22 protein-coding genes and 1 tRNA gene are annotated in these 24,914 nt (G+C 54.2%); 5 read left to right on the top strand and 18 right to left on the bottom strand.

Translation table 11 applies throughout. The features are described from left to right. Nucleotides 1-289: 289 nt before the first annotated feature. The 7 genes from FHS30_RS03600 to ftsH all read right to left on the bottom strand — a co-directional run bounded on the left by FHS30_RS03600 (nucleotide 290) and on the right by ftsH (nucleotide 6,409). Nucleotides 290-374: transfer RNA gene (locus FHS30_RS03600), tRNA-Leu, on the bottom strand. A 13-nt stretch (nucleotides 375-387) separates the two neighbouring features. After that, nucleotides 388-741 (bottom strand): preprotein translocase subunit SecG, encoded by a 354-nt coding sequence (secG, locus tag FHS30_RS03595; RefSeq protein ID WP_183908383.1) that lies wholly within the window; start codon nucleotides 739-741, stop codon nucleotides 388-390. Between the two features lie 24 nt (nucleotides 742-765). Further along, entirely contained in the window at nucleotides 766-1,509 is a 744-nt protein-coding gene (tpiA, locus tag FHS30_RS03590; RefSeq protein WP_183908381.1) for a triose-phosphate isomerase, read from the bottom strand. Nucleotides 1,510-1,667: 158 nt separating this feature from the next. Next, nucleotides 1,668-3,008: a phosphoglucosamine mutase gene (gene glmM, locus FHS30_RS03585; protein ID WP_183908379.1), complete on the bottom strand. Its 1,341-nt coding sequence runs from the start codon at nucleotides 3,006-3,008 to the stop codon at nucleotides 1,668-1,670. Between the two features lie 77 nt (nucleotides 3,009-3,085). After that, entirely contained in the window at nucleotides 3,086-3,874 is a 789-nt protein-coding gene (gene folP, locus FHS30_RS03580; protein ID WP_183909231.1) for a dihydropteroate synthase, read from the bottom strand. Between the two features lie 68 nt (nucleotides 3,875-3,942). Beyond that, nucleotides 3,943-4,389 (bottom strand): BLUF domain-containing protein, encoded by a 447-nt coding sequence (locus tag FHS30_RS03575; RefSeq protein ID WP_183908377.1) that lies wholly within the window; start codon nucleotides 4,387-4,389, stop codon nucleotides 3,943-3,945. A 115-nt stretch (nucleotides 4,390-4,504) separates the two neighbouring features. Continuing rightward, complete coding sequence (gene ftsH, locus FHS30_RS03570) at nucleotides 4,505-6,409, bottom strand: ATP-dependent zinc metalloprotease FtsH (protein ID WP_183909230.1); 1,905 nt, start codon at nucleotides 6,407-6,409, stop codon at nucleotides 4,505-4,507. 321 nt (nucleotides 6,410-6,730) lie between these two features. On the opposite strand from ftsH, the gene yhbY reads away from it, so the two are divergent. Further along, nucleotides 6,731-7,033, top strand: a complete 303-nt coding sequence (yhbY, locus tag FHS30_RS03565; protein ID WP_183908375.1) for a ribosome assembly RNA-binding protein YhbY — start codon at nucleotides 6,731-6,733, stop codon at nucleotides 7,031-7,033. 37 nt (nucleotides 7,034-7,070) lie between these two features. On the opposite strand, the gene greA is transcribed toward yhbY, so the two are convergent. The 8 genes from greA to grpE form a co-directional block, all read right to left on the bottom strand. Continuing rightward, nucleotides 7,071-7,547 (bottom strand): transcription elongation factor GreA, encoded by a 477-nt coding sequence (gene greA / locus FHS30_RS03560; protein ID WP_183908373.1) that lies wholly within the window; start codon nucleotides 7,545-7,547, stop codon nucleotides 7,071-7,073. Next, nucleotides 7,544-10,765 carry a carbamoyl-phosphate synthase large subunit gene (carB, locus tag FHS30_RS03555; protein ID WP_183908371.1) on the bottom strand — a complete coding sequence of 1,074 codons (3,222 nt, stop codon included), beginning with the start codon at nucleotides 10,763-10,765 and terminating at the stop codon, nucleotides 7,544-7,546. The genes greA and carB overlap by 4 nt, the downstream gene beginning before the upstream one ends. Nucleotides 10,766-10,816: 51 nt before the next feature. After that, nucleotides 10,817-11,953 (bottom strand): glutamine-hydrolyzing carbamoyl-phosphate synthase small subunit, encoded by a 1,137-nt coding sequence (carA, locus tag FHS30_RS03550; RefSeq protein ID WP_183908369.1) that lies wholly within the window; start codon nucleotides 11,951-11,953, stop codon nucleotides 10,817-10,819. A gap of 318 nt (nucleotides 11,954-12,271) precedes the next feature. Beyond that, nucleotides 12,272-13,822, bottom strand: a complete 1,551-nt coding sequence (locus tag FHS30_RS03545; RefSeq protein WP_183908368.1) for a methyl-accepting chemotaxis protein — start codon at nucleotides 13,820-13,822, stop codon at nucleotides 12,272-12,274. 359 nt (nucleotides 13,823-14,181) lie between these two features. Further along, nucleotides 14,182-14,988, bottom strand: coding sequence for a 4-hydroxy-tetrahydrodipicolinate reductase (dapB, locus tag FHS30_RS03540; RefSeq protein ID WP_183908366.1), 807 nt, complete (start codon nucleotides 14,986-14,988; stop codon nucleotides 14,182-14,184). Between the two features lie 49 nt (nucleotides 14,989-15,037). Beyond that, entirely contained in the window at nucleotides 15,038-16,165 is a 1,128-nt protein-coding gene (gene dnaJ, locus FHS30_RS03535; protein ID WP_183908364.1) for a molecular chaperone DnaJ, read from the bottom strand. 136 nt (nucleotides 16,166-16,301) lie between these two features. After that, nucleotides 16,302-18,236, bottom strand: a complete 1,935-nt coding sequence (dnaK, locus tag FHS30_RS03530; RefSeq protein WP_183908362.1) for a molecular chaperone DnaK — start codon at nucleotides 18,234-18,236, stop codon at nucleotides 16,302-16,304. A 172-nt stretch (nucleotides 18,237-18,408) separates the two neighbouring features. Beyond that, entirely contained in the window at nucleotides 18,409-18,981 is a 573-nt protein-coding gene (gene grpE, locus FHS30_RS03525) for a nucleotide exchange factor GrpE (protein WP_183908360.1), read from the bottom strand. A 163-nt stretch (nucleotides 18,982-19,144) separates the two neighbouring features. Here grpE and recN point away from each other — a divergent pair, with 163 nt between their 5' ends. Continuing rightward, entirely contained in the window at nucleotides 19,145-20,803 is a 1,659-nt protein-coding gene (gene recN / locus FHS30_RS03520) for a DNA repair protein RecN (protein WP_183908358.1), read from the top strand. A gap of 93 nt (nucleotides 20,804-20,896) precedes the next feature. Here the strand turns inward: recN and fur are convergent, their stop codons facing one another. Further along, nucleotides 20,897-21,304 (bottom strand): ferric iron uptake transcriptional regulator, encoded by a 408-nt coding sequence (fur, locus tag FHS30_RS03515; protein ID WP_183908356.1) that lies wholly within the window; start codon nucleotides 21,302-21,304, stop codon nucleotides 20,897-20,899. A gap of 72 nt (nucleotides 21,305-21,376) precedes the next feature. On the opposite strand from fur, the gene FHS30_RS03510 reads away from it, so the two are divergent. Beyond that, nucleotides 21,377-21,838, top strand: a complete 462-nt coding sequence (locus FHS30_RS03510; protein WP_183908354.1) for an outer membrane protein assembly factor BamE — start codon at nucleotides 21,377-21,379, stop codon at nucleotides 21,836-21,838. A 70-nt stretch (nucleotides 21,839-21,908) separates the two neighbouring features. On the opposite strand, the gene FHS30_RS03505 is transcribed toward FHS30_RS03510, so the two are convergent. Continuing rightward, nucleotides 21,909-22,232: an RnfH family protein gene (locus tag FHS30_RS03505; protein WP_183908352.1), complete on the bottom strand. Its 324-nt coding sequence runs from the start codon at nucleotides 22,230-22,232 to the stop codon at nucleotides 21,909-21,911. 9 nt (nucleotides 22,233-22,241) lie between these two features. Further along, on the bottom strand, nucleotides 22,242-22,676 hold the full coding sequence (locus tag FHS30_RS03500) for a type II toxin-antitoxin system RatA family toxin (protein ID WP_183908350.1): 435 nt from the start codon (nucleotides 22,674-22,676) through the stop codon (nucleotides 22,242-22,244). A 172-nt stretch (nucleotides 22,677-22,848) separates the two neighbouring features. Between FHS30_RS03500 and FHS30_RS03495 the strand changes: the two genes are divergently transcribed. Beyond that, nucleotides 22,849-24,282, top strand: coding sequence for a sodium-dependent transporter (locus FHS30_RS03495; protein ID WP_183908348.1), 1,434 nt, complete (start codon nucleotides 22,849-22,851; stop codon nucleotides 24,280-24,282). An 88-nt stretch (nucleotides 24,283-24,370) separates the two neighbouring features. After that, complete coding sequence (smpB, locus tag FHS30_RS03490) at nucleotides 24,371-24,850, top strand: SsrA-binding protein SmpB (protein WP_183908346.1); 480 nt, start codon at nucleotides 24,371-24,373, stop codon at nucleotides 24,848-24,850. Nucleotides 24,851-24,914: the final 64 nt, after the last annotated feature.

Here is a 24,914-nt window from a genome sequence, read left to right as displayed (position 1 = left end):
GTTGCATCGGGCTTCCTTAATTGGTGCCCACTAACGGTACGTTAGGACCGCGCACGCGGCCCGCAGGGTGAGCGCTTGCGCGAATCAACGCCGGACGACGTCCGGACTGGCAAATATAAAAAAAGCCCGATGCATTTGCATCGGGCTTCCTTAATTGGTGCCCACTAACGGTACGTTAGGACCGCGCACGCGGCCCGCAGGGTGAGCGCTTGCGCGAATCAACGCCGGACGACGTCCGGACTGGCAAATATAAAAAAAGCCCGATGCATTTGCATCGGGCTTCCTTAATTGGTGCCCAAGGCCGGACTTGAACCGGCACGACTTGCGTCACTACCCCCTCAAGATAGCGTGTCTACCAATTTCACCACTTGGGCTAAACCTTTTCGATTACTGCTCTGGCGCCTGAGGCACTTCATCCGTCGTTTCTTCAACCACGGGCACTTCAACATCTGACGACAAACCGGACTGCTCTACAACTGCGGGAATACCCACATTTGCCTGAATATCAGCCTTATTTTTCGCCACGATGGCCAAACCGAAGCTCGTGATAAAGAAGATCAGCGAGAAAACGGCCGTTGCGCGGGAGAAGAAATTACCACCCCCAGAGCTACCGAATACTGTTTGAGAGGCGCCACCACCAAATGAGGCTCCAGCTTCCGCACCCTTACCTTGCTGCAACAAAATCAGACCGATAATGGCCAGTGCGGCGAGGACGTGCACAATAATAATCAACTGTTCCATAACTTTCTCTAAACGCCGTGCGGCTTATCCCAGAGACTGGGCCGCACTTTCACAAATTTGTTTAAACTCGCCCGCATTGAGGGCGGCTCCACCCACGAGGGCTCCATCTATATCCACCTGACTAAACAGGTCTTGCGCATTAGCGGCTTTAACGCTGCCACCATATAAAATATTTACCGATTCACCCGCGCCGCCCAATTGCTGACGAATTGCTGCGTGCACCGATTGCGCCTGCTCAGGGCTTGCCGTTTTCCCGGTTCCAATCGCCCATACGGGCTCATAGGCAACCACAAGCTTACTCACATCACGCACTACATCTAACACTGCGGCCAACTGTCGCTCAATAACCGCCAGCGTCTTATTCTCTTCTCGTTCAGCAAGCGTTTCCCCCACACAAACCACGGGGGTTAAGCCAGCAGAAATGGCCGCTACTGCCTTATTCGCCACCAGCTCGTCAGACTCAGCTTGAAACTGACGTCGCTCCGAATGGCCCACAATTGCATAGCGAACACCAAGGTCCGTCAACATCTCTGCCTGCAACTGCCCAGTAAAAGCACCTGCGGACAACTGCTCACTGACATCCTGAGCGGCAAGCCAAATGCCCTGCTGCGCAACCAACTCAGCGAATTGCGCGATATACAGCGCAGGTGGCGCAATGGCTACATTCACTGATGGGCTTTGTGTCCACTGGAAGTCCGCTGCCCATTGCCGATTAAAGGCTTGGGAGCCATTCATTTTCCAGTTACCCATTACCAAAGGGCGCCGCATCGCTGCTCCTTAATTCACCGGACGCACTCCGCACATAAGTTGCACCGAGTGCACATCTACGGGGTGCTGTTCAAGCGGGCGCCAATGGTAGCGAAGTCGTCGCCGAGATACAACGGCTTTTCGCCCCATAAATCAATCAATTAGCTTAGCTTTAAAATTTACATGCCCACTGCGGTTTGCACCACTTCGGCCAACTCCGTCGCCAACTTCTTGACCACAGAAGCGTCTTCACCTTCCACCATGACGCGCACCACAGGCTCGGTTCCCGAGGGACGCAACAAAACCCGCCCGCGCCCCGATAGTACCGACTCAGTCTCCGCAATTGCAGCCTCAATATTGGCATTGCCCTGCAACAGGGATTTATCCTTCACGCGCACATTGATCATGGTCTGCGGGCACTTAGTCATGGCAGACTTCAATTCGTGCAAGCCCTTTCCGGTCGACACCATAGCCAGCAATACCTGCAGTGCCGCCACAACGCCATCGCCGGTAGTCGTCACATCACCACAAATAATGTGACCGGAAGACTCCCCTCCCAAATCCCAACCGTGGTTGCGCATGGCTTCTATCACATAGCGATCACCGACATTGGCGCGCACCAGCTCAACCCCAATGTCTTTTAGACCCAACTCAAAGCCAAAATTGCTCATGAGCGTGCCAACAACCCCTGGGCAATCACGCCCTTGCTCGATTCGATGTGCCGCGATGATGTACAGGATTTCATCGCCATCGACAACTTGGCCGCGGTGGTCCACGAAGCACACGCGATCGCCGTCACCATCAAAGGCTATCCCAAGGTCGGCCCCAAGCTCCATCACCTTTTCCCGCAACACTTCCGGCTTGGTTGAACCGCAGGCACGGTTAATATTCGTTCCGTTCGGCTCATTGGCAATTGGCACCACTTTAGCGCCCAGTTCGCGGAATACATCAGGGGCCACGTGATAAGTAGCGCCGTTGGCACAATCTACAACAATTTTGAGACCCTGCAGGGTAAAGCCCCAGGGCAAGGTACCTTTACAGAATTCGATATAGCGTCCCGCAGCATCCTCGATACGCCGAGCCTTGCCCAAGCGCTCGGCAGTCACCATGGGCTCATCAAGCATCTGTTCAATCTTCAATTCGATGTTGTCGGGCAATTTAGTGCCGGAACCACTAAAAAACTTAATGCCATTGTCGCCATAGGGGTTATGAGATGCACTGATGACGATCCCCGCCTGCGCTTGGAAAGTGCGCGTCAGGTAAGCAATAGCGGGGGTTGGCATCGGCCCCAATAATCCAACATCCACCCCGGCATTAATCAAGCCAGCCTGCAGTGCAGACTCAAACATATAGCCACTGATGCGGGTATCCTTACCAATCAGGATGCGCTTCGGGCCATCGAATCGCTCGCCCAATACGTGACCAGCGGCCCAGCCAAGCTTGAGCATAAAATCGGGGGTAATGGGAAATTCGCCAACGTTACCGCGAATGCCGTCGGTGCCAAAATATTTGCGGGTCATGAAAGATGTCCTGTTTTGCGTCCCTGCTGTGCCTGTCAGCGTCTAAACCGGGCATTCTAATGTAAATTAGCGCGCCACTAAAGCGATGGAGTCACCGCGCGCAAGACCTTGAGAAGGTCGCAAGTCTCCGCCACATCGTGCACGCGCAATATCGCGGCGCCTGATTGCGCGGCCAATAACGCCAATCCTAAGCTGCCAGCAAGTCGGCCATCCACGGGTTTATCGCAAATTGCGCCCACCATCGTTTTGCGCGACACACCTACCAAAACCGGCGCGATAGCTGAAAATTCGGGCAGTGCGCGAAACAAAGCAAGGTTATGCTCCAGGGACTTTCCAAAACCAAAGCCGGGATCGAGAAGGATGCTGTCCGAACCAATTCCAGCGTCGATGCAGGCCTGCATGCGGTCTCGTAAAAAGTGCTGAACATCCACCACAACATCCGAATAGGTTGGCGCGGCCTGCATCGTTTGCGGATTGCCCTGCATGTGCATGAGGCACACGGGCAAACCAACGCTGGCTGCGGCAGCTAGTGCACCGGGCTCAGTCAGTGCGCGCACATCGTTGATTAAGGTGGCACCCGCCTTTGCTGCGGCAACCATCACATTGGCTCGACTGGTATCGACACTGACAATAGCGGGAAAACGGCTGGCCAATGTTTCGATAACAGGAATCACCCTTTCCAACTCTTCCTGCTCAGTGACCGAGGCGGCACCAGGTCGCGTAGACTCACCCCCCACATCTAAAAAGGTGGCGCCGGCGGCCACCATTTTTGCAGCCTCATCCACTACCCGATCGAGCTGAAGGTTACTGGTATAAAATCGCCCACCGTCGCTAAAAGAATCCGGTGTGATATTAATAATACCCATAACATGGGGCTGGCCTAGATTTAATTCACGGCCACCAAATTTGACCAATTGGCTCAAAGACTCATCCTTCAACGTACAGGTTTATGGTGATCGTCGAACAACGACACAAACATATTGATCATGGCCATTAATTCAGGCCTATTTTCCGCAATCTCGACGGTCCCGTTATCCAAAAATTCTGAAAAGCCGTCAACAGATACTGCGGCAGCACCGTCGAAATGTTTAAACGCCATGGACCACTTCGAAAAGGCGCGCGCTTGCGCATCGCGATATATTAATCGGCGAATATCGCAATGGCGCTTATCGCCCAATAAGGTGTCATACAACTGGTCAATGGCTAATTGGGGGCCTTCAATGATTTGAAAAAAGCTGCCGCTGCAATACAGCAGCATACCGGTTATACCGCGCAACTCGTTCTTGTTGCGCGACAGTGACAGCAAGTTAGTGAGATCTTCATCGGTAAACGGCGTTGTGGCACGGCTGACATATGCCAGCGTACAGAGATTGCCGGACATCATCGACCTCCAAACGTTAGTTGATGGGCATAAACCAGAATATAGTTGCCACTCTGCAGCCCAACAACTAAAGAACCAAGTGTAAAAAAGCCAGCCCAATGGCTGGCTTTTTCAATCAATGGTCCTTGGCGGGCCCGCCAATTGGACTGGATGGCTTCTCTTGGTCACGGGACTCACCACCCTTTAAGTGACCATTAAAGTCATTGTCATCCCAATCGCGTGGTGGACGCACCTTGCGGCGCGCCATCAAATCATCGACTTGCTCAGCATCAATGGTTTCATATTCCATTAACGCATCTTTCATAGCTTCTAAAATATCGCGATTGTCCTCCAATATTTTAGTAGCCCGAGCGTAACAGCTGTCGATGATGTGGCGCACTTCCTCATCGATCATCCGAGAAGTCCCGTCAGAATGTGCAGAGTGGTACATACCGGGGTAAGCGCCCTCTTCCTCACCGTAATTCAGCGGGCCTAACTTTTCTGACAGCCCCCATTTCGTCACCATGTTGCGCGCTAACTGGGTGGCTCGCTCGATATCGTTAGAGGCACCCGTTGTCACGCCTTCAAAACCGAGGGTCATCTCTTCGGCAATGCGGCCACCAAACAACGTACACAGCTGAGACTCCAGAGCCCGCTTACTGATACTGTACTTATCATCTTCGGGCAAAAACTGGGTGACGCCCAAGGCTCTACCACGCGGAATAATAGTCACCTTGTGCACCGGGTCATGTTCCGGCACCAATCTGCCAACAATGGCATGGCCGGCCTCGTGATACGCGGTATTTTCCTTTTCCTTCTCGCCCATAACCATGGTTTTGCGCTCTGCGCCCATCATGATTTTATCGCGCGCTTTTTCAAATTCTTCCATGGTTACCAGACGCCTATTGGCGCGCGCGGCAAACAAAGCGGCTTCGTTGACAAGGTTGGCAAGATCAGCACCGGAAAACCCGGGCGTACCACGCGCAATAATGGAGGCCTGAACTTTTTCATCCAGCGGTACTTTGCGCATATGCACTTTCAGTATTTGCTCACGGCCACGGATATCAGGCAGCCCCACAAACACTTGGCGATCGAAGCGACCTGGGCGCAACAACGCTTTATCCAGCACGTCGGGTCGGTTAGTAGCGGCGATGACGATAATGCCCTCGTTGCCCTCAAAACCATCCATTTCAACCAACAGTTGGTTCAGCGTTTGTTCGCGCTCGTCGTGCCCACCGCCATGACCGCCGCCACGGTGACGACCCACAGCATCAATTTCATCGATAAAGATAATGCATGGTGCCTGTTTTTTGGCCTGATCGAACATATCGCGTACACGGGATGCACCCACACCCACGAACATTTCCACAAAATCTGAGCCCGATATCGAGAAAAATGGCACCTTGGCTTCGCCCGCGATGGCCTTGGCCAGCAGCGTTTTACCGGTGCCCGGTGGGCCCGCCATCAATACACCGCGCGGAATTTGGCCGCCCAGACGCTGAAAGCGTGAGGGGTCGCGCAAAAACTCTACCAGCTCTTGCACTTCTTCTTTCGCTTCATCCACACCCGCCACATCGGCGAAGGTGGTCTTAATTTGGTCTTCACCCAGCAGTCGCGCCTTGCTTTTACCAAAGCTCATGGGGCCGCCGCGGCCACCGCCACCGCCCTGCATTTGGCGCATGAAAAACATAAATACAGCGATAATGAGTAGAATCGGGAAGCTGGCAAAAAATAGCTGCTGCCAGAAGCCTGCCTGCTCGGGCTTTTGTCCCACCACCTTCACGCTGTGGTTTAACAGATCATCCATTAATTTCATATCCACCAGATTTGGGCGGATCGTAATAAAACGGGAGTTGTCGGCTTGGCGTATTCCCTCGATGACTAGGCCATCTATGCTGACCTCCTTCACCCGGTCGGCCTGCACTTCCAGCACAAACTCGGAATAGGGAATCTCTTCCTTGTTGGGGGAGGCATTAAAGTTCTGAAACACCGATAACAGCACAGCGGCGATTATCAGCCACAGAACTAGATTTTTTGCCATATCATTCAAAGGGTTACCCTCACATCTTTACGTCAGCAATTAACTTTGCGGTCAATGAGCAGAAACAGATGCCCCCGCAATTCAACACCACATACACCAGCATGATACAGGTACGCACTGGTGTAAATGGTGGATTTATCACCGAGAGACAAAAGCCGGCGAGAATCCGACCAATTGATTCAACACTCTCTCTAAGTGGGGGCCAGGTCGAGAATTGCAAGCGCGCATTTCACAGGCGCAGCGAACCCACTTTAGGCTACAATGCGGGCCTCTGGGGACAAAACCCCGACACTACGTGATTTAGACAGTTCAGGATCTTATATGCCAGTCAGTGCAGAGCGCAGAAAACAATTCCGTCAAATCGGCCACAACTTAAAACCTGTGGTCATGGTCGCCGAAAAAGGGCTCTCTGAAGGCGTGCTCGAAGAGCTGAATAGAGCGCTGGAAGATCACGAGCTCATCAAAGTTAAGATCGCCATTAACGACCGCGAATCACGCAAAGCGGCCATTGAAGCCCTGTGCAAAACCACCAAAGCCGAAGTCATCCAAGAGATTGGAAAAATTGCGCTGATTTTCAGAGCCGCTCGCGAGCCCAACGCCAAACTTTCAAATATTCTTCGATAAGTAAGACTATGGCGCCCATTTCAGGGCGCCATGTACCCTACCGATAATGCACCGCGTCGATTTCATACTCGACTTCGCCCGCCGGCGTACGCACTAGCGCGACGTCACCCACCTCTTTACCAATCAACGCGCGCGCGATAGGTGAGGTAACGGAAATCATATTCGCTTTCACATCCGCCTCGTCCTCACCCACAATTTTATAGGATTGAACGGCGTCAGTTTCCAAATTTAGGATATCCACAGTAGAACCAAAGATGACTTTGTCACCCTCGGGTATTTTGCTGATATCAATCACTTGGGCATTGCTTAATTTAGCTTCAATCTCCTGAATGCGACCCTCACAAAAACCCTGCTGCTCGCGGGCTGCATGGTATTCCGCATTCTCTTTCAAATCGCCGTGTTCGCGGGCTTCTGCGATGGCGCTGACGATGCGTGGCCGCTCAACTTTTTTGAGGTGTTCCAACTCTACGCGCAGCTTTTCGGCACCCGCTACAGTCATGGGATATTTGGTCATGCATGAATCCTCTTATGCAAATCTTGCAGGCGGCGAACTTCCGTTTTTAAACCAAAACGCAACGCGACACACAGCGCCTCGGCTGCTGCTAACGTAGTGGTGTAATAAACACGGTGGCCCTCTGCTCCTCGGCGAATTGACGCCGAATCTTTAATGGCTTGCTTGCCCTCTGTGGTGTTAATGATCAGGTCGATTTCATCGTTCTTGATCATGTCCACAATATGGGGGCGCCCCTCGGTGACCTTATTGACGATCTGCACGGGCACTCCCGCAGCCTGAATCACAGCCGCAGTACCGCGCGTTGCCACCAAATCAAAGCCGAGATCTGCCAATTCTTTGGCCACGGTGAGCATGCCATCTTTATCGAAGTCGCGCACTGAAATGAATGCCCGCCCCTTGGTGGGCAATTCATCGCCAGCCCCCAGCTGAGCTTTGGCAAAGGCTTCAGCGAAGGTTTCACCGACACCCATCACCTCGCCTGTCGAGCGCATCTCAGGACCGAGAATCGGATCAACGGTGGGGAATTTATTAAAGGGGAATACCGCCTCTTTCACGCTGTAAAAATTGGGGACGATTTCTGAGGTAAATCCTTGGTCGGCCAAACTGCGACCAGCTTGACAGCGCGCGGCCACCTTCGCCAATGATACCCCGATGCACTTTGACACGAAGGGAACCGTACGCGAGGCGCGAGGATTCACTTCGATGACGTAAATTTCACCGTCTTGGTAGGCCAACTGCACGTTCATTAGCCCCACAACGCCCAATTCAAGGGCCATTTTGCGCACCTGCTCGCGCATTTCGTTTTGCACTTCTTTGTCGAGCGAATAGGGCGGCAAAGAGCAGGCCGAATCACCGGAGTGAACCCCACACTGCTCAATGTGCTGCATGATCGCGCCGATCACCACTTCCTTGCCATCAGACACGGCATCAATGTCCACCTCAATGGCATTGTTTAAGAAATGATCCAACAAAACTGGGGCGTCGTCTGAGGCCTGTACAGCCTCGCGCATGTACTGTTTAAGTTCGGATTCGTTATACACGATTTCCATTGCACGGCCGCCAAGCACATAGCTTGGGCGCACCACGAGGGGATAGCCCACCGCTTCAGCGGCGCGCAACGCCTCTTCAGTGGAGCGCACAATGGCGTTTGAAGGTTGCTTCAAACCCAAACGGATAACCATTTGCTGGAAGCGCTCGCGATCTTCAGCGCGATCGATGGCCTCTGGCGGCGTGCCGATAATGGGCACCCCCGCCCCCTCGAGTGCGCGCGCCAATTTAAGCGGCGTTTGGCCGCCAAACTGAACAATAACGCCCTTAGGCTTTTCGAGGGCCACAATTTCCAGCACGTCTTCCAGCGTGACCGGTTCGAAGAACAATCGGTCACTGGTATCAAAATCGGTAGATACGGTTTCGGGGTTGCAGTTCACCATGATGGTTTCAAAACCATCTTCGCGCATTGCCAACGCGGCGTGCACACAACAGTAATCAAATTCAATACCTTGACCAATGCGGTTGGGGCCGCCGCCAAGCACTAAAATTTTATCGCGATCAGAGGGGTTCGCTTCACACTCTTCCTCGTAGGTCGAATACATGTATGCGGTCGAAGTAGAGAACTCCGCAGCACAGGTATCCACGCGCTTGTATACCGGATGAATGTTCAACCCATGACGGTGCTTACGGAATGTTTTTTCGGTCACGCCTAGCAGTGTCGCTAGGCGCTTGTCAGCAAAGCCTTTGCGCTTAAGCGCAAACATTTTATCGGCATCGATGGATGACAAGGCCATGGACTCCAATTCTTTTTCCGTGCGCACGATGTCTTCAATCTGCACCAAGAACCAGGGGTCGATAAATGACGCTTCAAATACTTCCGCTACCGTCATGCCCGCGCGAAATGCGTCCGCCACGTACCAAATGCGCTTAGCACCGGGCGTGGTCAGATCGCGGCGAATTTGAGTCAGGGCATCACTGTCGGTGAGGTTGACGATGGGCTCGAAGCCCGCGGAGCCCACTTCCAGGCCGCGCAGCGCCTTTTGCACCGACTCCTGGAATGTGCGGCCAATGGCCATCACTTCGCCCACAGATTTCATTTGTGTTGTGAGGCGTGCATCGGCATCGCCGAATTTTTCGAAGGTAAACCGAGGGACTTTGGTAACCACATAGTCGATCGACGGTTCAAAGGACGCGGGGGTAGCGCCTCCGGTAATTTCGTTTTGCAATTCATCGAGCGTATAACCCACCGCCAACTTCGCAGCAATTTTCGCGATGGGGAAACCGGTCGCCTTTGACGCCAGTGCCGAGGAGCGGGATACGCGGGGGTTCATCTCGATCACAACCAAGCGGCCGGTTGCCGGGTCGACAGCGAATTGAACATTGGAACCACCGGTTTCCACACCAATTTCACGTAGCACAGCCACCGAGGCGTTGCGCATGATTTGGTATTCTTTATCGGTCAATGTTTGCGCCGGTGCGACAGTGATAGAGTCTCCGGTGTGCACGCCCATTGGGTCAAAGTTTTCAATGGAGCAGACGATAATGCAGTTATCGTTCTTGTCGCGCACCACTTCCATTTCATACTCTTTCCAACCAATGAGCGACTCATCGATCAGCAGCTCATTGGTGGGTGATAGATCCAAGCCGCGCGCACAAATTTCTTCAAATTCTTCCCAGTTATAGGCGATGCCACCACCGGAACCGCCCATGGTGAACGACGGGCGAATAATGCAGGGAAAACCAAACTCTTTCGGGACTTCCTTGGCCTCTTCCATGGAGTGCACGATTTTCGCGCGAGCACACTCTAAGCCAATGCGCTTCATGGCCTGATCAAACAATTCGCGGTCTTCCGCCTTATTGATTGCCTCTTCATTGGCGCCGATCAGTTCGACGCCATACTTCTCAAGCACGCCATGCTTGTGCAGTGCCAGCGCACAATTCAATGCTGTTTGCCCGCCCATGGTAGGCAACACCGCATCGGGACGCTCTTTCTCAATGATGGCTGCCACTGTCTGCCACTCAATGGGCTCAATATAAGTGGCATCAGCCATTGAGGGGTCGGTCATGATGGTGGCCGGATTGGAATTCACCAAGATAACGCGGAAGCCCTCTTCACGCAGGGCTTTACAAGCTTGCGCGCCGGAATAGTCAAATTCACACGCCTGACCAATCACAATTGGGCCGGCGCCGAGGATCAGGATACTTTTAATGTCAGTTCTTTTTGGCATTGCTGTTTGGCCTGAAGCTTAATAGTTTGAAAGAGTGTTGGGCGTGTGCGCCTAGCGACGCGCTGCCATCAATTCGATAAAGTGGTCAAACAATGGGGCCGCGTCGTGGGGCCCAGGACTCGCCTCTGGATGCCCTTGAAAGCTAAACGCAGGCTTGTCTGTGCGATGAATTCCCTGCAGAGATCCGTCGAACAAACTTTTGTGCGTTGTGCGCAAGGTCGCGGGCAAGGATGCCTCATCCACGGCAAAACCGTGATTCTGCGCGGTAATCATCACCTTGCCAGATGCCAGATCTTGCACCGGGTGGTTGCCGCCGTGGTGACCAAACTTCATTTTTACGGTTTTGGCGCCACTGGCCAGCGCCAACAGCTGGTGCCCCAAACAAATGCCAAACACCGGAATGTCCGTTGCCAGCAACTGCGTAATGGCCTCAATGGCGTAATCACAAGGCTCCGGGTCGCCCGGACCATTTGACAAAAATACACCATCCGGCTGCAGCGCTAAAACCTCAGCAGCCGAGGTTTGGGCCGGCACCACGGTCAAATCGCAACCGCGATCCACCAACATCCGCAAAATATTGCGTTTGACGCCGTAGTCATAGGCCACCACCTTGTAGGGCTTTTCACTGGGTGTGCTAAAACCCTCGCCCAGCGTCCAGGAGCCTTCAGTCCACGGGTAGGCTTTGTCGACGGTGACTTCCTTTGCCAGGTCCATGCCCTTTAAGCCGCCAAACGCTTTGGCCTGTGCCTGAGCCGTTTCGATATCGACATCGCCCGCCATGATGCAGCCACTTTGCGCACCTTTATCGCGCAAGATGCGCGTCAGCCGGCGGGTGTCTATATCGGCAATACCAACCACATTGCGCTCGGCAAGGTAATCCTGCAGGGATTGCTCACTGCGGAAGTTGCTCGCTAGCAGCGGTAGATCTCTGATGACCAAACCTGCAGCCCACACGCGATCACATTCGGCATCCTCACTATTGGTGCCGGTGTTGCCGATATGGGGATAGGTTAAGGTGACAATTTGTCGGGCGTAGGAGGGATCGGTCAAAATCTCCTGGTAACCCGTCATGGCGGTGTTGAACACCACCTCACCTACGGAAGCGCCTGAAGCGCCAATGGCTGTACCTTTAAAAATACTGCCGTCTTCAAGAACGAGAATGGCGGGACGTGGGGCACCAGTAGACAAGTCGACCTCCTAGGCAATGGCTGGCATTCTGACTTTTTTCAAGTTGAGCAAGGCAACCGCGCTTTTTACAGCACGTTGTGCGACGATCGCATCATAATCCGTATTAGGAGTGCACCGCAGGTTGCAAAAAAGCGAGATGAAACCTCTGCCTCATCTCGCTTTTTCAACGTCTTATCTCGGTCTTATCTCGAAAGATCCCCTGCGGCCGACGGGCGAATTTGCCCTGCTCTGACCTTAACCAACTTAACCGCGCATTTTACGGAAAGCACCTCATTCTGTCCACGCGCAATTTAAGTGAATTTCAGCAAGCCCGTGCCACTAAACCTTAAACTGCTTAACAATACTGGCCATGCTCGCCGCCATTTCTGCCAATCGTGCTGTGCTGGCTGCGATCTCCATAGAGCCTTCGGAAGCCTGACGGGCTACACCCGCAATATTTTCCATATTGCGCTCCATTTCTCGGGTCGCCGCCGACTGCTCCTCCGTAGCGCTAGCGATTTGATTGGTTTTGTCTTTAATGGAGCCAACACCCGCGGTAATCGCATCCAATGCACGACTCGCCTCTTCTGCTTGGGTTACCGATTCCCCGGCCTGCCCGGTGCCCTTATCCATCATCTGCACAGCTTCGCGAGCACCCGCTTGCAGGCGCTCAATCATCACTTGAATTTCCTGGGTGGACGTTTGGGTTCTGGATGCCAAGGTCCGCACTTCATCCGCCACCACGGCAAAGCCACGCCCCTGCTCACCTGCGCGCGCCGCCTCGATGGCCGCATTCAGGGCCAAAAGATTGGTTTGCTCGGCGATGCCGCGAATCACATCGAGCACACTACCGATACTTTCAGTCTCTGAACGAAGCTTGTCGATAACCTCGGCGGCGGCGTTGATATCGCGCGCCAACCCTTCAATCTTGGTCACCGTGGACGACACAACACCCTTGCCGCTGTTCGCTTGACGATCCGCCTCTTCAGCATTGGCCGCCGCTTGCGATACATTGTTGGAGACATCGCCCACCACTTCAGCCATTTCCCGCACCGCGGTAACCACTTGCTGGATCTCGGTTTGCTGGCGCACTACGCCGCGCTCCGTTTCCTTTGCGGTGCCCGAAAGTGTATTGGCCTGCTGATTCAAGTCGGTGGCGGTAACGGAGAAGTCCGCAATAATGCCATGCACCTTATCGACAAACGTGTTGAACGCGGTCGACAGGCGCCCCACCTCATCATCGGAGTTAACGGGCAGACGCTGCGTTAAATCACCCCCACCGCCGGCGATGTCTTCAAGCGCTTCCGCCACCTTATTAATGGGGCCGACAATACCCGCCTGCAAAATGAAGCTGATAACAGCTGACAATATGCCAATAATAATCACCGTGCTGACTGCACCCCAGATTGCCGCAGCCACCGCTTTATTGAGCTCGTCGAGACTCGCGGACAGATAAATAGTGCCTACTTTGCTGCCATCAGCCTGAATACTCGCCATTACGTCGACGCGATCATCGTGCACCGATATACCCAAATTGCCGGGCGAGCGCGGAGCAATTGATGGTGGCTTATCAGCACCTTTCACGCCCCGCTCATACCACACAAAGGGTTTGCCGTTTTCACCGTAGATCACGGCGCCCAGCACCCGCCCCTGTTGTTGCAGGCTACCGAGGATGTCCCGGGCAGATGCGCTGTCGCCGAAGGCAATGGCGCCAACGGTCGCGTTGCCGATGATCTCGGCGAGGTCTTGGGTGTCTGACTGAATGGTCGCCTCAACGCGCTCTACCTCAGCGCGAACGGACAGGGTGCTAGACAAGATCACCGCCATCAAACTGGTGACTGTAATTCCTAAAAATACCTTCCATTTCAATGACATACTAAACATATTCATCTACATTGCACCTTGTTGTTACGCGCCCCAATTGCACTGCACCCGGCCGGTAAGCCTCGGTTATTTGCACACCACCGCCAGACTTAGATAGGTGTCGGTTCCAACCGCCCCTCGCTTGCCGGACAATCAGGTTATCGAACCCGCAATCTAATTCTTTAACGAAATCGGAATTGGCGACTTGAATCAGTCATCGCCAGATCACTGCCCGCAGCTAGGCTAAAAGCCACAGGTACTATTGAGCATAGTCAGCGCTGGCAAAATAACCAAATGACAGAGTGAGAGGATTTGTGAGTCTAGAAGGGTATAGCGGTGCCATCACCCTAAGAGGTGACGGCAACTGAAGGGCATTCGGTGGATATTTAACGCAAGCCGAGCACGTCTTGCATATCAAACAGCCCCGATTTTCGGCCATTGAGCCACTCGGCAGCGCGCACTGCACCCCGTGCGAACGCCATGCGCGATGACGCCTTATGTGAAATTTCAATGCGCTCACCATCGGCCATAAACATCACCGTATGGTCGCCCACCACATCTCCGCCGCGCACTGTGGCAAAGCCGATGGTATCGCGCGCGCGCGCGCCTGTTTGCCCCTCGCGACCGTAGACGGCGACCTGATTCAAATCGCGTCCGAGCGAGTCAGCTAATACTTCACCCATGCGCAGTGCGGTACCCGATGGCGCATCCACTTTATGGCGATGGTGGGCCTCATAGACTTCAACATCGTAGTCATCGCCCAACACCTTCGCGGCCTGGGCCAACAACTTAAAGCAGACATTAACGCCCGTCGCATAGTTGGCCGACAGACACAGGGCGGTGGCATCCTGCGCCGCTAACAACTCACTTTTTTGTTCGTCAGTAAAACCCGTGGTGCCTATGACAATTTTCTTGTGGGCATCGGCGCAAATGCCCACATTTTCAAGGGTGGCCTTCGGCAGCGTAAAGTCGATCAACACATCAAAGTCGTCAACCACCTCATGCAAATCGCCCACTAAACGCACACCATTTTTACCAATACCGGCGAGCTCGCCAGCATCTGCGCCCACCAAACTTGAACCGGCGCGCACCACAGCCGCCGACAGCTCCACGCCGTCGGCACTGGCGATTGCCTCAATGAGCATTTTGCCCATGCGCCCAGCAGCTCCGGTGACGGCTAGCTTAATGGTCATGCAACATCCTTAACATTAAAAAAATCAATCAAAATCGGCAGCGCTTGCACTATATCTTCATATCACCGAAGAAATTTTTCATACCTTCAAACCAGGAATTCTGACGAGGTGAGTGCTTGCTGTTGCCCATTGTTTCTTGGAAATCGCGCAACATTTGTTTTTGCTTGTTCGACAAATTGACGGGCGTTTCAACCACGACTTTACACATCAAGTCACCCGCAGCACCGCCGCGCACAGGCACTACACCCTTGCCGCGCAAACGAAACATCTTGCCAGTTTGAGTCTCAGCCGGCACTTTTAACTTGACCCGCCCATCGAGCGTGGGCACTTCAAGCTCGCCACCGAGGACGGCGTCGACAAAACTAATGGGCACTTCACAGTAAAGATTGCGACCCTCGCGCTCAAAAATTGCGTGGTCTTTTACGTGGACCTGCACATATAAATCCCCAGGTGGCCCACCGGCTTCACCCGCCTCACCTTCGCCTGACAGACGAATTCGATCGCCCGTATCCACACCGGGTGGAACCTTAACCGACAGCGTGCGCGTCTCTTCTTTGCGACCCTGTCCGTGACAGCTGGTGCAGGGATCGGTAATGATTGTGCCGCGCCCGCGACAGTTGGGGCAAGTTTGTTGAACAGAGAAAAAACCTTGCTGCATGCGCACCTGTCCGACGCCACCACAGGTGGTACAGGTGCTTGCATTAGTGCCTTTCTTAGCGCCGCTACCGTTACAGGGCTCACACGCCACTAGCGTTGGCACTTTAATTTTTACGGTGGTGCCTTTTACAGCGCTTTCGAGATCGAGATCTAACGTGTAGCGCAAATCGGAACCGCGCGCTGGACCGCCACGACCTCTACCGCCGCCTCCGCCACCAAAGATATCGCCAAACACATCGCCAAAAATATCGGAGAAATTACCGAAGCCCTGACCGCCGCCACCGCCAGCCATGCCTTCAACGCCGCGGTGACCGTATTGATCATAGGCGGCGCGTTTCTGGCTATCCGACAACACTTCATAGGCCTCACTGGCCTCTTTGAATTTGTCTTCGGCGCTCTTGTCGTCCGGGTTACGGTCGGGGTGATACTTCATGGCAACTCGACGATAGGCCTTTTTCAATTCCTTTTCATCGACGCCGCGTTCAACACCCAGCACTTCGTAATAATCGCGTTTAGACATAGGTTTGGTAACTTGTTGGGGTACGCGCGCAATGTTGGCTCGTACGGGTTAATGCACTTCGGTTAAAACAACGGCGCGACTCATGACAAGCCGCGCCTTGTTACTTTCGATCAACAGAATTGGCTAACGCCAACACTTACTTCTGATCGTCTTTCACCTCTTCAAACTCGGCATCGACTACGCCGTCATCGGCTTTGGCATCAGCTTGATCGGCACCGGCCTGCGCACCGCCAGCAGCTTGCTGGGCCTGTGCTTGCTCGGCATACATCTTCTGCGCCACGGGGCCAGAGGCTTCGGTCAACTTCTGAGTCGCCGCTTCCATCGCCGCCTTGTCGTCACCTTTCACCGCAACTTCCGCCTCTTTCAATGCGGCTTCAATGGCGGCCTTTTCTTCGTCGGTAGCCTTGTCGCCCGCCTCAGTGAGGGTTTTCTTAGTGGCGGAAATCAAACCGTCCAAGGTATTGCGAGCGGTAACAACTTCTTCGAACTTCTTATCCGCTTCGGCATTGGCCTCGGCATCTCGCACCATTTTCTCGATTTCATCGTCTGACAAACCCGAAGAAGCCTTGATGACGATAGACTGTTCTTTGCCGGTGGCCTTGTCTTTCGCGCTCACGTTCAAAATACCGTTGGCGTCGATGTCAAACGTCACTTCAATTTGTGGCATGCCGCGCGGCGCAGGTGGAATGTCTGCGAGGTCAAAACGACCCAGCGACTTATTCTGCGACGCCTGCTTGCGCTCGCCCTGTACCACGTGAATGGTCACTGCCGTTTGGTTGTCTTCCGCGGTCGAGAACACCTGCGACTTCTTGGTGGGAATAGTGGTGTTCTTTTCGATCAGTGGCGTAGCCACACCGCCCATGGTTTCGATACCCAAGGTCAGGGGTGAAACGTCCAACAGCAATACGTCTTTTACGTCGCCAGACAGCACCGCACCCTGAATAGCCGCACCAATGGCTACCGCTTCGTCTGGGTTAACGTCTTTGCGTGGCTCTTTGCCGAAGAAATCGGTCACGTATTTTTGCACCAGTGGCATACGGGTCTGACCGCCCACCAAAATCACGTCGTTAATTTCGTCAACGGACAAGTCGGCGTCAGCCAAGGCCTGCTTGACGGGCTCCATTGAGCGCTTAACCAACTCTTCAACCAGCGACTCAAGCTTCGAGCGCGTCAGCTTCACAACCAAGTGCTTGGGACCCGTCGCATCGGCAGTGATGTAAGGCAGGTTCACTTCGGTCTGCTGGCTAGAAGACAATTCAATCTTGGCTTTTTCAGCGGCTTCTTTCAGACGCTGCAAAGCCAGCGGATCGCTGTGCAGGTCGATGCCGTTGGTCTTTTTAAACTCTTCTGCCAAGTACTCGATCAAGCGCAGGTCAAAATCTTCACCGCCCAAGAAGGTGTCACCGTTGGTCGCCAACACTTCAAACTGGTGTTCGCCATCAACATCGGCAATTTCAATGATAGAGATATCAAAGGTACCGCCACCCAAGTCGTATACCGCGATGGTGCGATCGCCTTTCACCTTGTCCATACCGTAGGCCAGTGCCGCTGCGGTAGGTTCGTTGATGATGCGCTTCACTTCCAGACCGGCAATTTTACCGGCGTCTTTGGTGGCCTGACGCTGAGAATCGTTGAAGTAGGCCGGTACGGTAATCACCGCCTCGGTCACAGACTCGCCCAAATAGTCTTCGGCGGTCTTTTTCATTTTCTTCAGCACTTCGGCAGAGATCTGTGGGGGGGCCTTGCGGTCGCCCTTCACTTCTACCCATGCGTCACCGTTGTCGGCGCCAACAATTTTGTAGGGCACCATTTTGATGTCTTTCTGCACCACGTCGTCGGTGAACTTGCGCCCGATCAGACGCTTCACGGCAAACAGCGTGTTGTGGGGATTGGTGACAGCCTGGCGCTTGGCACTCTGGCCCACCAGCACTTCACCGTCATCGGTAAAGGCTACAATGGAGGGCGTAGTACGATCACCTTCAGCGTTTTCAATGACGCGCGTCTTGTCGCCGTCAAGCACAGCCACACAAGAGTTGGTGGTGCCTAAGTCGATACCGATGATTCTACCCATGAAAATTCTCCAGTTACTTAATCGTAAAATTCTTTAACGTGCGTCGCTGACTGCGCCAGTGACATTCAATGTTGGTCAGGTTTCGCGGCTGCGTTTGCGCTTTGCCGGCTACTTGCTGTCTATATTGGCGCTGTTGACAGATTTTCAACCCCACCAAGGTATTTTCTCAGCCTTATTCTGGCGCTTTAGACACCACTACCATTGCGGGTCGCACTAGGCGGCCATGCAACATGTAACCCTTCTGGAACACGTCCATCACGGTGTTTGGCTCCATGTCAGGGTTGGGCACCATGGTCATCGCCTGATGAAATTGCGGGTCAAAGGGCTCGCCTTTGGGATCAATCTGGACCACTTGGTGGCGCTTGAGTCCGTCGATGAGGGATTTCAAGGTCAGCTCCAAGCCTTCAGTCACGGGCTTAAACTGCTCGTCGGCGCCCTCCACGGACGCCAGCGCGCGCTCAAGATTGTCGGCCACCACCAACATGTCTGACACAATCTTCTCTTGGCCAAACTTGTGGGCTTTCTCAACGTCCTGCTCGGCGCGACGGCGCGCATTTTGCGCCTCTGCCGCAGCCCGCAGCGCGTTGTCCTTTGCCTGCTGCAATGCTTCTTCCAACTCCGCCACGCGGGCCTCTAGGCTGTTTTCCTCAGGCGTATCAGCAGGGTTCTCAGAGGTATCAACGGCCTCTACGTGGGGTGCTTCTTGTGCCTGATCTACCTGGGGGTTGTCTTGTTCAGTGGTCACTGTGGGTTGCTCCAATTAAGTCGAGGTCGGCGCTGCGACGCCAGAAAAACATTGCAGGCTATATGGGGCCTCTCACCGGACATTCAAGGGAAATTTCACACAGGGATTGCATAGAGCGATTTTTACTGTATAAATACACAGCAAAGACCGCAGGAGCCCCACCATGCTCACACATCTCAGCATTCACAATTTCACCCTCGTCGACCAATTAGCGCTGGAACTGGATCAGGGCCTAACCGCCATCACCGGTGAAACCGGCGCCGGGAAATCACTGCTGCTTGATGCGCTAGGTATGGCGCTAGGTGACAAAGCCGATGCCGACAAGGTGCGCAGCGGCACCGACCGCGCCGACATCTCAGCCACCTTTGATGTCAGTCAACTCGCCAAGGCCCGCCAGTGGCTGAGCAGCCATGAACTCGAGGCCGATAGTGAGTGCATACTGCGCCGCACAATCAGTGCTGACGGTCGATCGCGTGCCTACATTAACGGCCAGTCCGCCACGCTTACCCAGTTGCGCAGCTTGGGCGAGCTGCTGATCGACATCCACAGTCAGCACGCCCACCAGCGGCTGCTAAAAAAAGATCATCAGCGCGCACTCATTGACCTCTACGGTGGCCACACCAGCCTGTATCAAGCGGTCAAAACCCATTGGCGCAACTGGCAGTCATTGCAGGAGCAGCTTCAACAGCGCCAGCAAAACGATGCTGAAATATCCGCCCGCACGCAACTGCTGCGCTATCAGGTAGAAGAGTTAGATCAGCTAGACCTGCAACCTCAAGAGTTGGATGCGCTGGAAACCGAGCACCGCCAACTGGCCAATGCCGAATCGGTCATGACCGCCAGCCACCAGCTGGCAACCCTGTGTAACGACGACGAACAGGGCCTGCTCGAAAACCTCCACAAGGGCTTACAACTGCTGCGCAGTCTGCCCGACAAAACCGAGCATCTGCTGGAGGCAGAGCAACTGCTGGTGAACGCCCAAATACAGGTGGAGGAAGCCCAGCACGCCATCGACCAACACATCGACAGCTTTGACGCCGACCCGGCGCGGCTCCAATGGCTGGAGCAGCGGCTCGACGCAATCTATCAAATTGCCCGAAAGCACCGCGTCAGCCCACAGGATTTGTGTGAGCTACACCAGTCACTGGCTCAGGAGCTGGCCAAGCTGTCCGGCGGTGATGTGGATCTCGACCAATTGGCCGCAGACGCCCACAAGGCTGAAGCGGAATACCGCAAACTCGCCCTGGAGCTGAGTCAACAACGCCGTCAGGCCGCCATGCACTTGGAGCGAGCAGTGAATCGACAACTGCAGCAACTGGCCATGGCCAACGCCTCGATTGAAATTGCGTTTAACGAATGTGTACCTAGTGCCAGCGGGCTTGAGGAGCTTGAGGTGTTGGTCAGCACCAACCCCGGCCAACCCCATCGCAGTCTTGCCAAGGTGGCCTCGGGCGGTGAACTGTCGCGTATCAGCTTGGCCATTCAGGTGTGTATGGCCAACAAATCCACCATACCCACGCTCATTTTTGATGAAGTTGATGTGGGTATTGGCGGGGCGACAGCGGATATTGTGGGCCGCCTACTGCGCCAGCTGGGCAAATCCGGTCAGGTGTTGTGTGTCACCCACCTTGCGCAGGTAGCCAGTAAGGCCCACCAGCACCTGCAAGTGCGTAAAACCAACCGAAAAGCAGCTAGCCAATCGACCTTGGTGGCGCTCGAAGGCGACGCAAAAGCGGAGGAAATTGCGCGCATGCTCGGCGGCGTGGAGCTCACCGAGCAGTCGCGAGCCCACGCCCGCGAGATGCTGGCCATGGCCCAGTAGCGCGGCTACGGGTCCCGCTAACACGGGGACCAGACCACAAAAAAGGCCGCTAATGCGGCCTTTTTTACAATGCTTAGTAAAGGGTGTGCACACCTACTTTATCGGCTTTACGTACAGCACAAGATTGTGGTCTGTGAGCTCATAGCCATGTTCCGCTGCAATTTTTTCCTGCAGGGCTTCAATTTCACTGTTGTGAAACTCGATCACTTTGCCCGTTTCCATGCACACCATGTGGTCGTGATGATCGCCGCGATCGATTTCGAACACAGAATGGCCGCCATCAAAATTGTGTCGCGTCACCAGCCCCGCCGTTTCAAACTGCGTCAACACGCGGTAGACAGTCGCCAAACCCACGTCTTCGCCCTGATCCAACAACGCCTTGTAGACCTCTTCAGCGCTGTAGTGGTGACTGCCATCAGACTCCAAAATCTGCAAAATTTTCACTCGTGGCAGCGTGACCTTTAGGCCAGCCTTGCGCAATTCCTGATTTTCTGAAGTCATCTAGCATCCTCTATGCAGTATCTGGCGAGTCCGGTATTATCCCCGTTCGCTCAAGTTTGTGGAAGCCCTACGATGTTGTCCCTGTTCCGCGCCGCCGTTGCGCACCTGACCACCCTTAAAACCGCCCTCCTGTGCAGCCTATTGTTGCTCGGTGGCTGTAGCTACTTTCAATTCCCTGGCGTGTACAAAATTTACGTACAGCAAGGCAACATCGTCACTGAGGAGATGGTAGAACAGTTGCAAACCGGCATGACCCGTCGCCAAGTGCGCTTTGTGCTGGGCACCCCGCTGGTGGAAGACACCTTTCACGCCGATCGCTGGGACTATATTTGGACGCTAAAAGACCCAAAGGGCGAAACCAAGAAAAACCTTTTCACCGTCTATTTTGATGGCGACCAGCTGGCGCGCTTTGAAGGCGATTACCGCAAAACGCCGGTACAAGACACAGAAGCGCTGCCAACTGCAGATGAGGCCGCTCAGGCTGAAGAAACCGCCGCACAGGCCGCAGAAGATACAATATCCACCGACCAATAGCGGCTTCGGTTGATGCTAAAAGGCCCGCACATGCGGGCCTTTTGTTTTGTATGACTCGAGTGAAGCAGGGTTAGCTATCACCTGTTTTCGCCTTTTCCGCGCGCCGGCGACGGGCCTCTTTAGGGTCGGCGGTCAGTGGCCGGTAGATCTCGACGCGATCCCCCTCTTGCAACTCGTGTTCACGCGCGGGCTTTAGCCCCTTGGTACCCAGTGCTTGCCCAAATATACCCATTTTGGCGGTTTCGATATCCAGGTCTTTAAAATGTTCGACAATGTTTGAGCGCACGACCGCTTGGTAGGCCGTGGTTCCCGGCTCCACCAATAACGCAATGATTTTCTGTTGCGTCGGCAGCGCGTAGGCGACCTCCACCCGAATTAAATCACGATCTGGCATCCTACCCCCTCAAGCTTTATAGAGTTGCTCGGCCCGCTTGCACAGGCTATCCACCTGCTGCGATGCCACAGATTCAAATACCTTACCGGCAGCCAGCGCCACCAACCCATTGCTGAGTTCGAACTCAACACTAAAGATGACTTTGCAGCCCAAATCGCCCAGCGCCAAAAATTGCCAGCACCCATTAAATCGCTTGAACGGCCCCTCTACCAAGGCCATATCCATACGCTCAGGTGGCTGCAGCTGATTACAGGTGACAAAACTTTGCTCAATACCGGCCGCCTTGAGGGTCAATCTGGCCGAGAGCGAGGCGTCGGTTTGCGACAACACCTCGGCGTTAACACAACCGGGCATGTATTCTGGATAGCGCGCCACATCGTTCACCAGCGCGAACATCTGTTCACAGGAAAAGCGCACCAGCGCACTGCGCTCTATTTTGGCCATACGTTCGCCACCGTGGATCTGGGAACACTAAAGGAACGGCATTCTAGCCATTGCTAACGGCGGCGACCAGTGCCGACTTGCGGCAAAGGCTGTTAAGATCGTCTCCTTGATGCCAGATCCTGACCTTGGCACCCACAATACGTAACAAAAAATAATAGAAGAAGTGACATCTATGACTGCACCCAGAGAGCAATTCGGTTCCCGTTTAGGGTTTATTCTTGCCGCCGCGGGCTCCGCCGTAGGCATTGGTAATCTGGTGGGGTTTCCCGTCAACGCCGCGAAAAATGGTGGCGGCGCCTTCCTCCTGATGTACGCCATTTTCGTTTTCGTAATTTGCCTACCTGTGATGATGGCCGAATTGGCCACGGGTCGCCATTCCGCAAAGGGTCCGCTGGGCGCCTATGCCAGCCTGACCCACGGCAACCGCATGTGGGGCATCGCCGGCTGGCTGTCCACCGTCACGCCCTTCATGATTGCCGTCTTCTACACGGTAATCACGGTTTGGTTATTTGAGTATTTATTCAGCGCCGTGACCGGTGACTTGGATGTGCTTGCCGACCCCGCCACCTTTGGTGCGTTCATCAACAATGGCAACATCTTCATCCACCTCGCCATTGTGGTGGCTATCGTCAACCTCATTTTGGTGGGCGGCGTTAAAGAGGGCATCGAGCGCAGCGCTAAGATCCTAATGCCCGCGCTATTTATGATGCTCATCGGCATGGTGATTTTCGTGCTCACACGCGATAACGCGATGACCGGTTTAAAGTTCTACCTGATCCCAGACTTCAGTAAAATCACCGGGCCGGTAGTGAGCGGCGCCCTGGGTCAGGCCTTCTTTTCGCTCAGTCTCGGTATGGGTATTTTAATTACCTACGGCTCTTACATGGATAAGCGCAGCTCTATTACCAGCTCTGCCAAAATGGTTGCCTTGGCAGACACCGGTGTGGCCTTCTGCGCCGGACTAATGATCCTGCCTGCGATTTTCAGCTTTAACCCCGAGACCGACCCAACCCAGCTGTCAGATTCCTCGGTAAGCCTTATCTTCACTTTCTTGCCGAAGATTTTTCTGGCTCTGCAAACCAGCATTGGCTACATGGGTGCCAGCGTCGTCGCCAGCGTCTTCTTTTTGTTGGTGTTCTTCGCAGCCCTAACCTCCTTGGTGTCGATCATCGAAGTGCCCGCGGCAAGCCTCGTAGACCAAAAAGGCTACAGCCGTAAAAAGGCCTTGTTGATACTGAATATCGGTATGGTTGTGTTCACCATCGCCTGTACCGCATCTTTTGGCATGGTGGGCTGGCTAACGGAATTCGTACATTATGCAGGCTCGCCCAAGTCGCTGTTTGATGTGGTCTATGACATTTTTTACGACACGATTCTGCCGCTCAATGGCCTGCTAATTTGTCTATTTGTCATCTATCGCTGGAAGAAGTCCAACCTCAACGAGGAGCTTGAAACCGGTGATGACGGCTTTAAAGGCTCCTTCCTTGAGCGCTACATGAACTTTTCACTGGGTACTTTTATCCCGCTGATCTTGGCGTTGATCTTCATCAATACCGTCGCCATCAAGTTCTTTGGCCGCTCGCTGCTGGCCAGCATCGGCTTCTAAGGCTACCCACCACATGAACGCGCTTGGCTCAGCCGAGCGCGTTCGCCTTGTAGCACTCCATCACGCACCCCTATATAATCGCCGCCCTATGGCTAAACCAAAGAAAAAACCCGCAGACAACACCATTGCGCAAAATAAAAAGGCGCGCTTCGACTATGCCCTGAGCGAAAAGTTCGAGGCTGGTCTTGAGCTGCAAGGCTGGGAAGTAAAGAGCTTGCGCGCAGGCAAGGTCCAGTTAGTGGACAGCTTTGTCCAGTTTCACCGTGGCGAAGCGTGGCTGATGGGCGCGCTGATCTCTCCCATGCAGTCGGTTTCGACCCACTATGTGGCAGAGCCCAGTCGCAAACGCAAGCTGTTGCTCAATCGACGAGAATTGGCGCAGCTGCAACAGGGGGTCGAGCAAAAGGGCTACACGGTCGTTTGCACTGCACTCTACTGGAAGAACCACCTGGTCAAAGCCGCCGTGGCGCTGGCCAAGGGTAAGGCCGAGCACGATAAGCGCAACGTCGAAAAAGAGCGCGATTGGAACCGGGAAAAGCAGCGCGTTGTGCGCGACCACAACCGCTAGTTCAGTCCCAATCTTCGCGCCCTGCGACTTGCGGCATTCGCCACCTCAGCCGTTTTACTTAAGC

This window comes from Simiduia aestuariiviva, from assembly GCF_014192475.1.
GTDB classification, from domain to species: Bacteria; Pseudomonadota; Gammaproteobacteria; order Pseudomonadales; family Cellvibrionaceae; genus Simiduia; species Simiduia aestuariiviva.
Note: the sequence above shows the minus strand (reverse complement) of the source record. Positions and strands in the feature narration are given on the sequence as shown.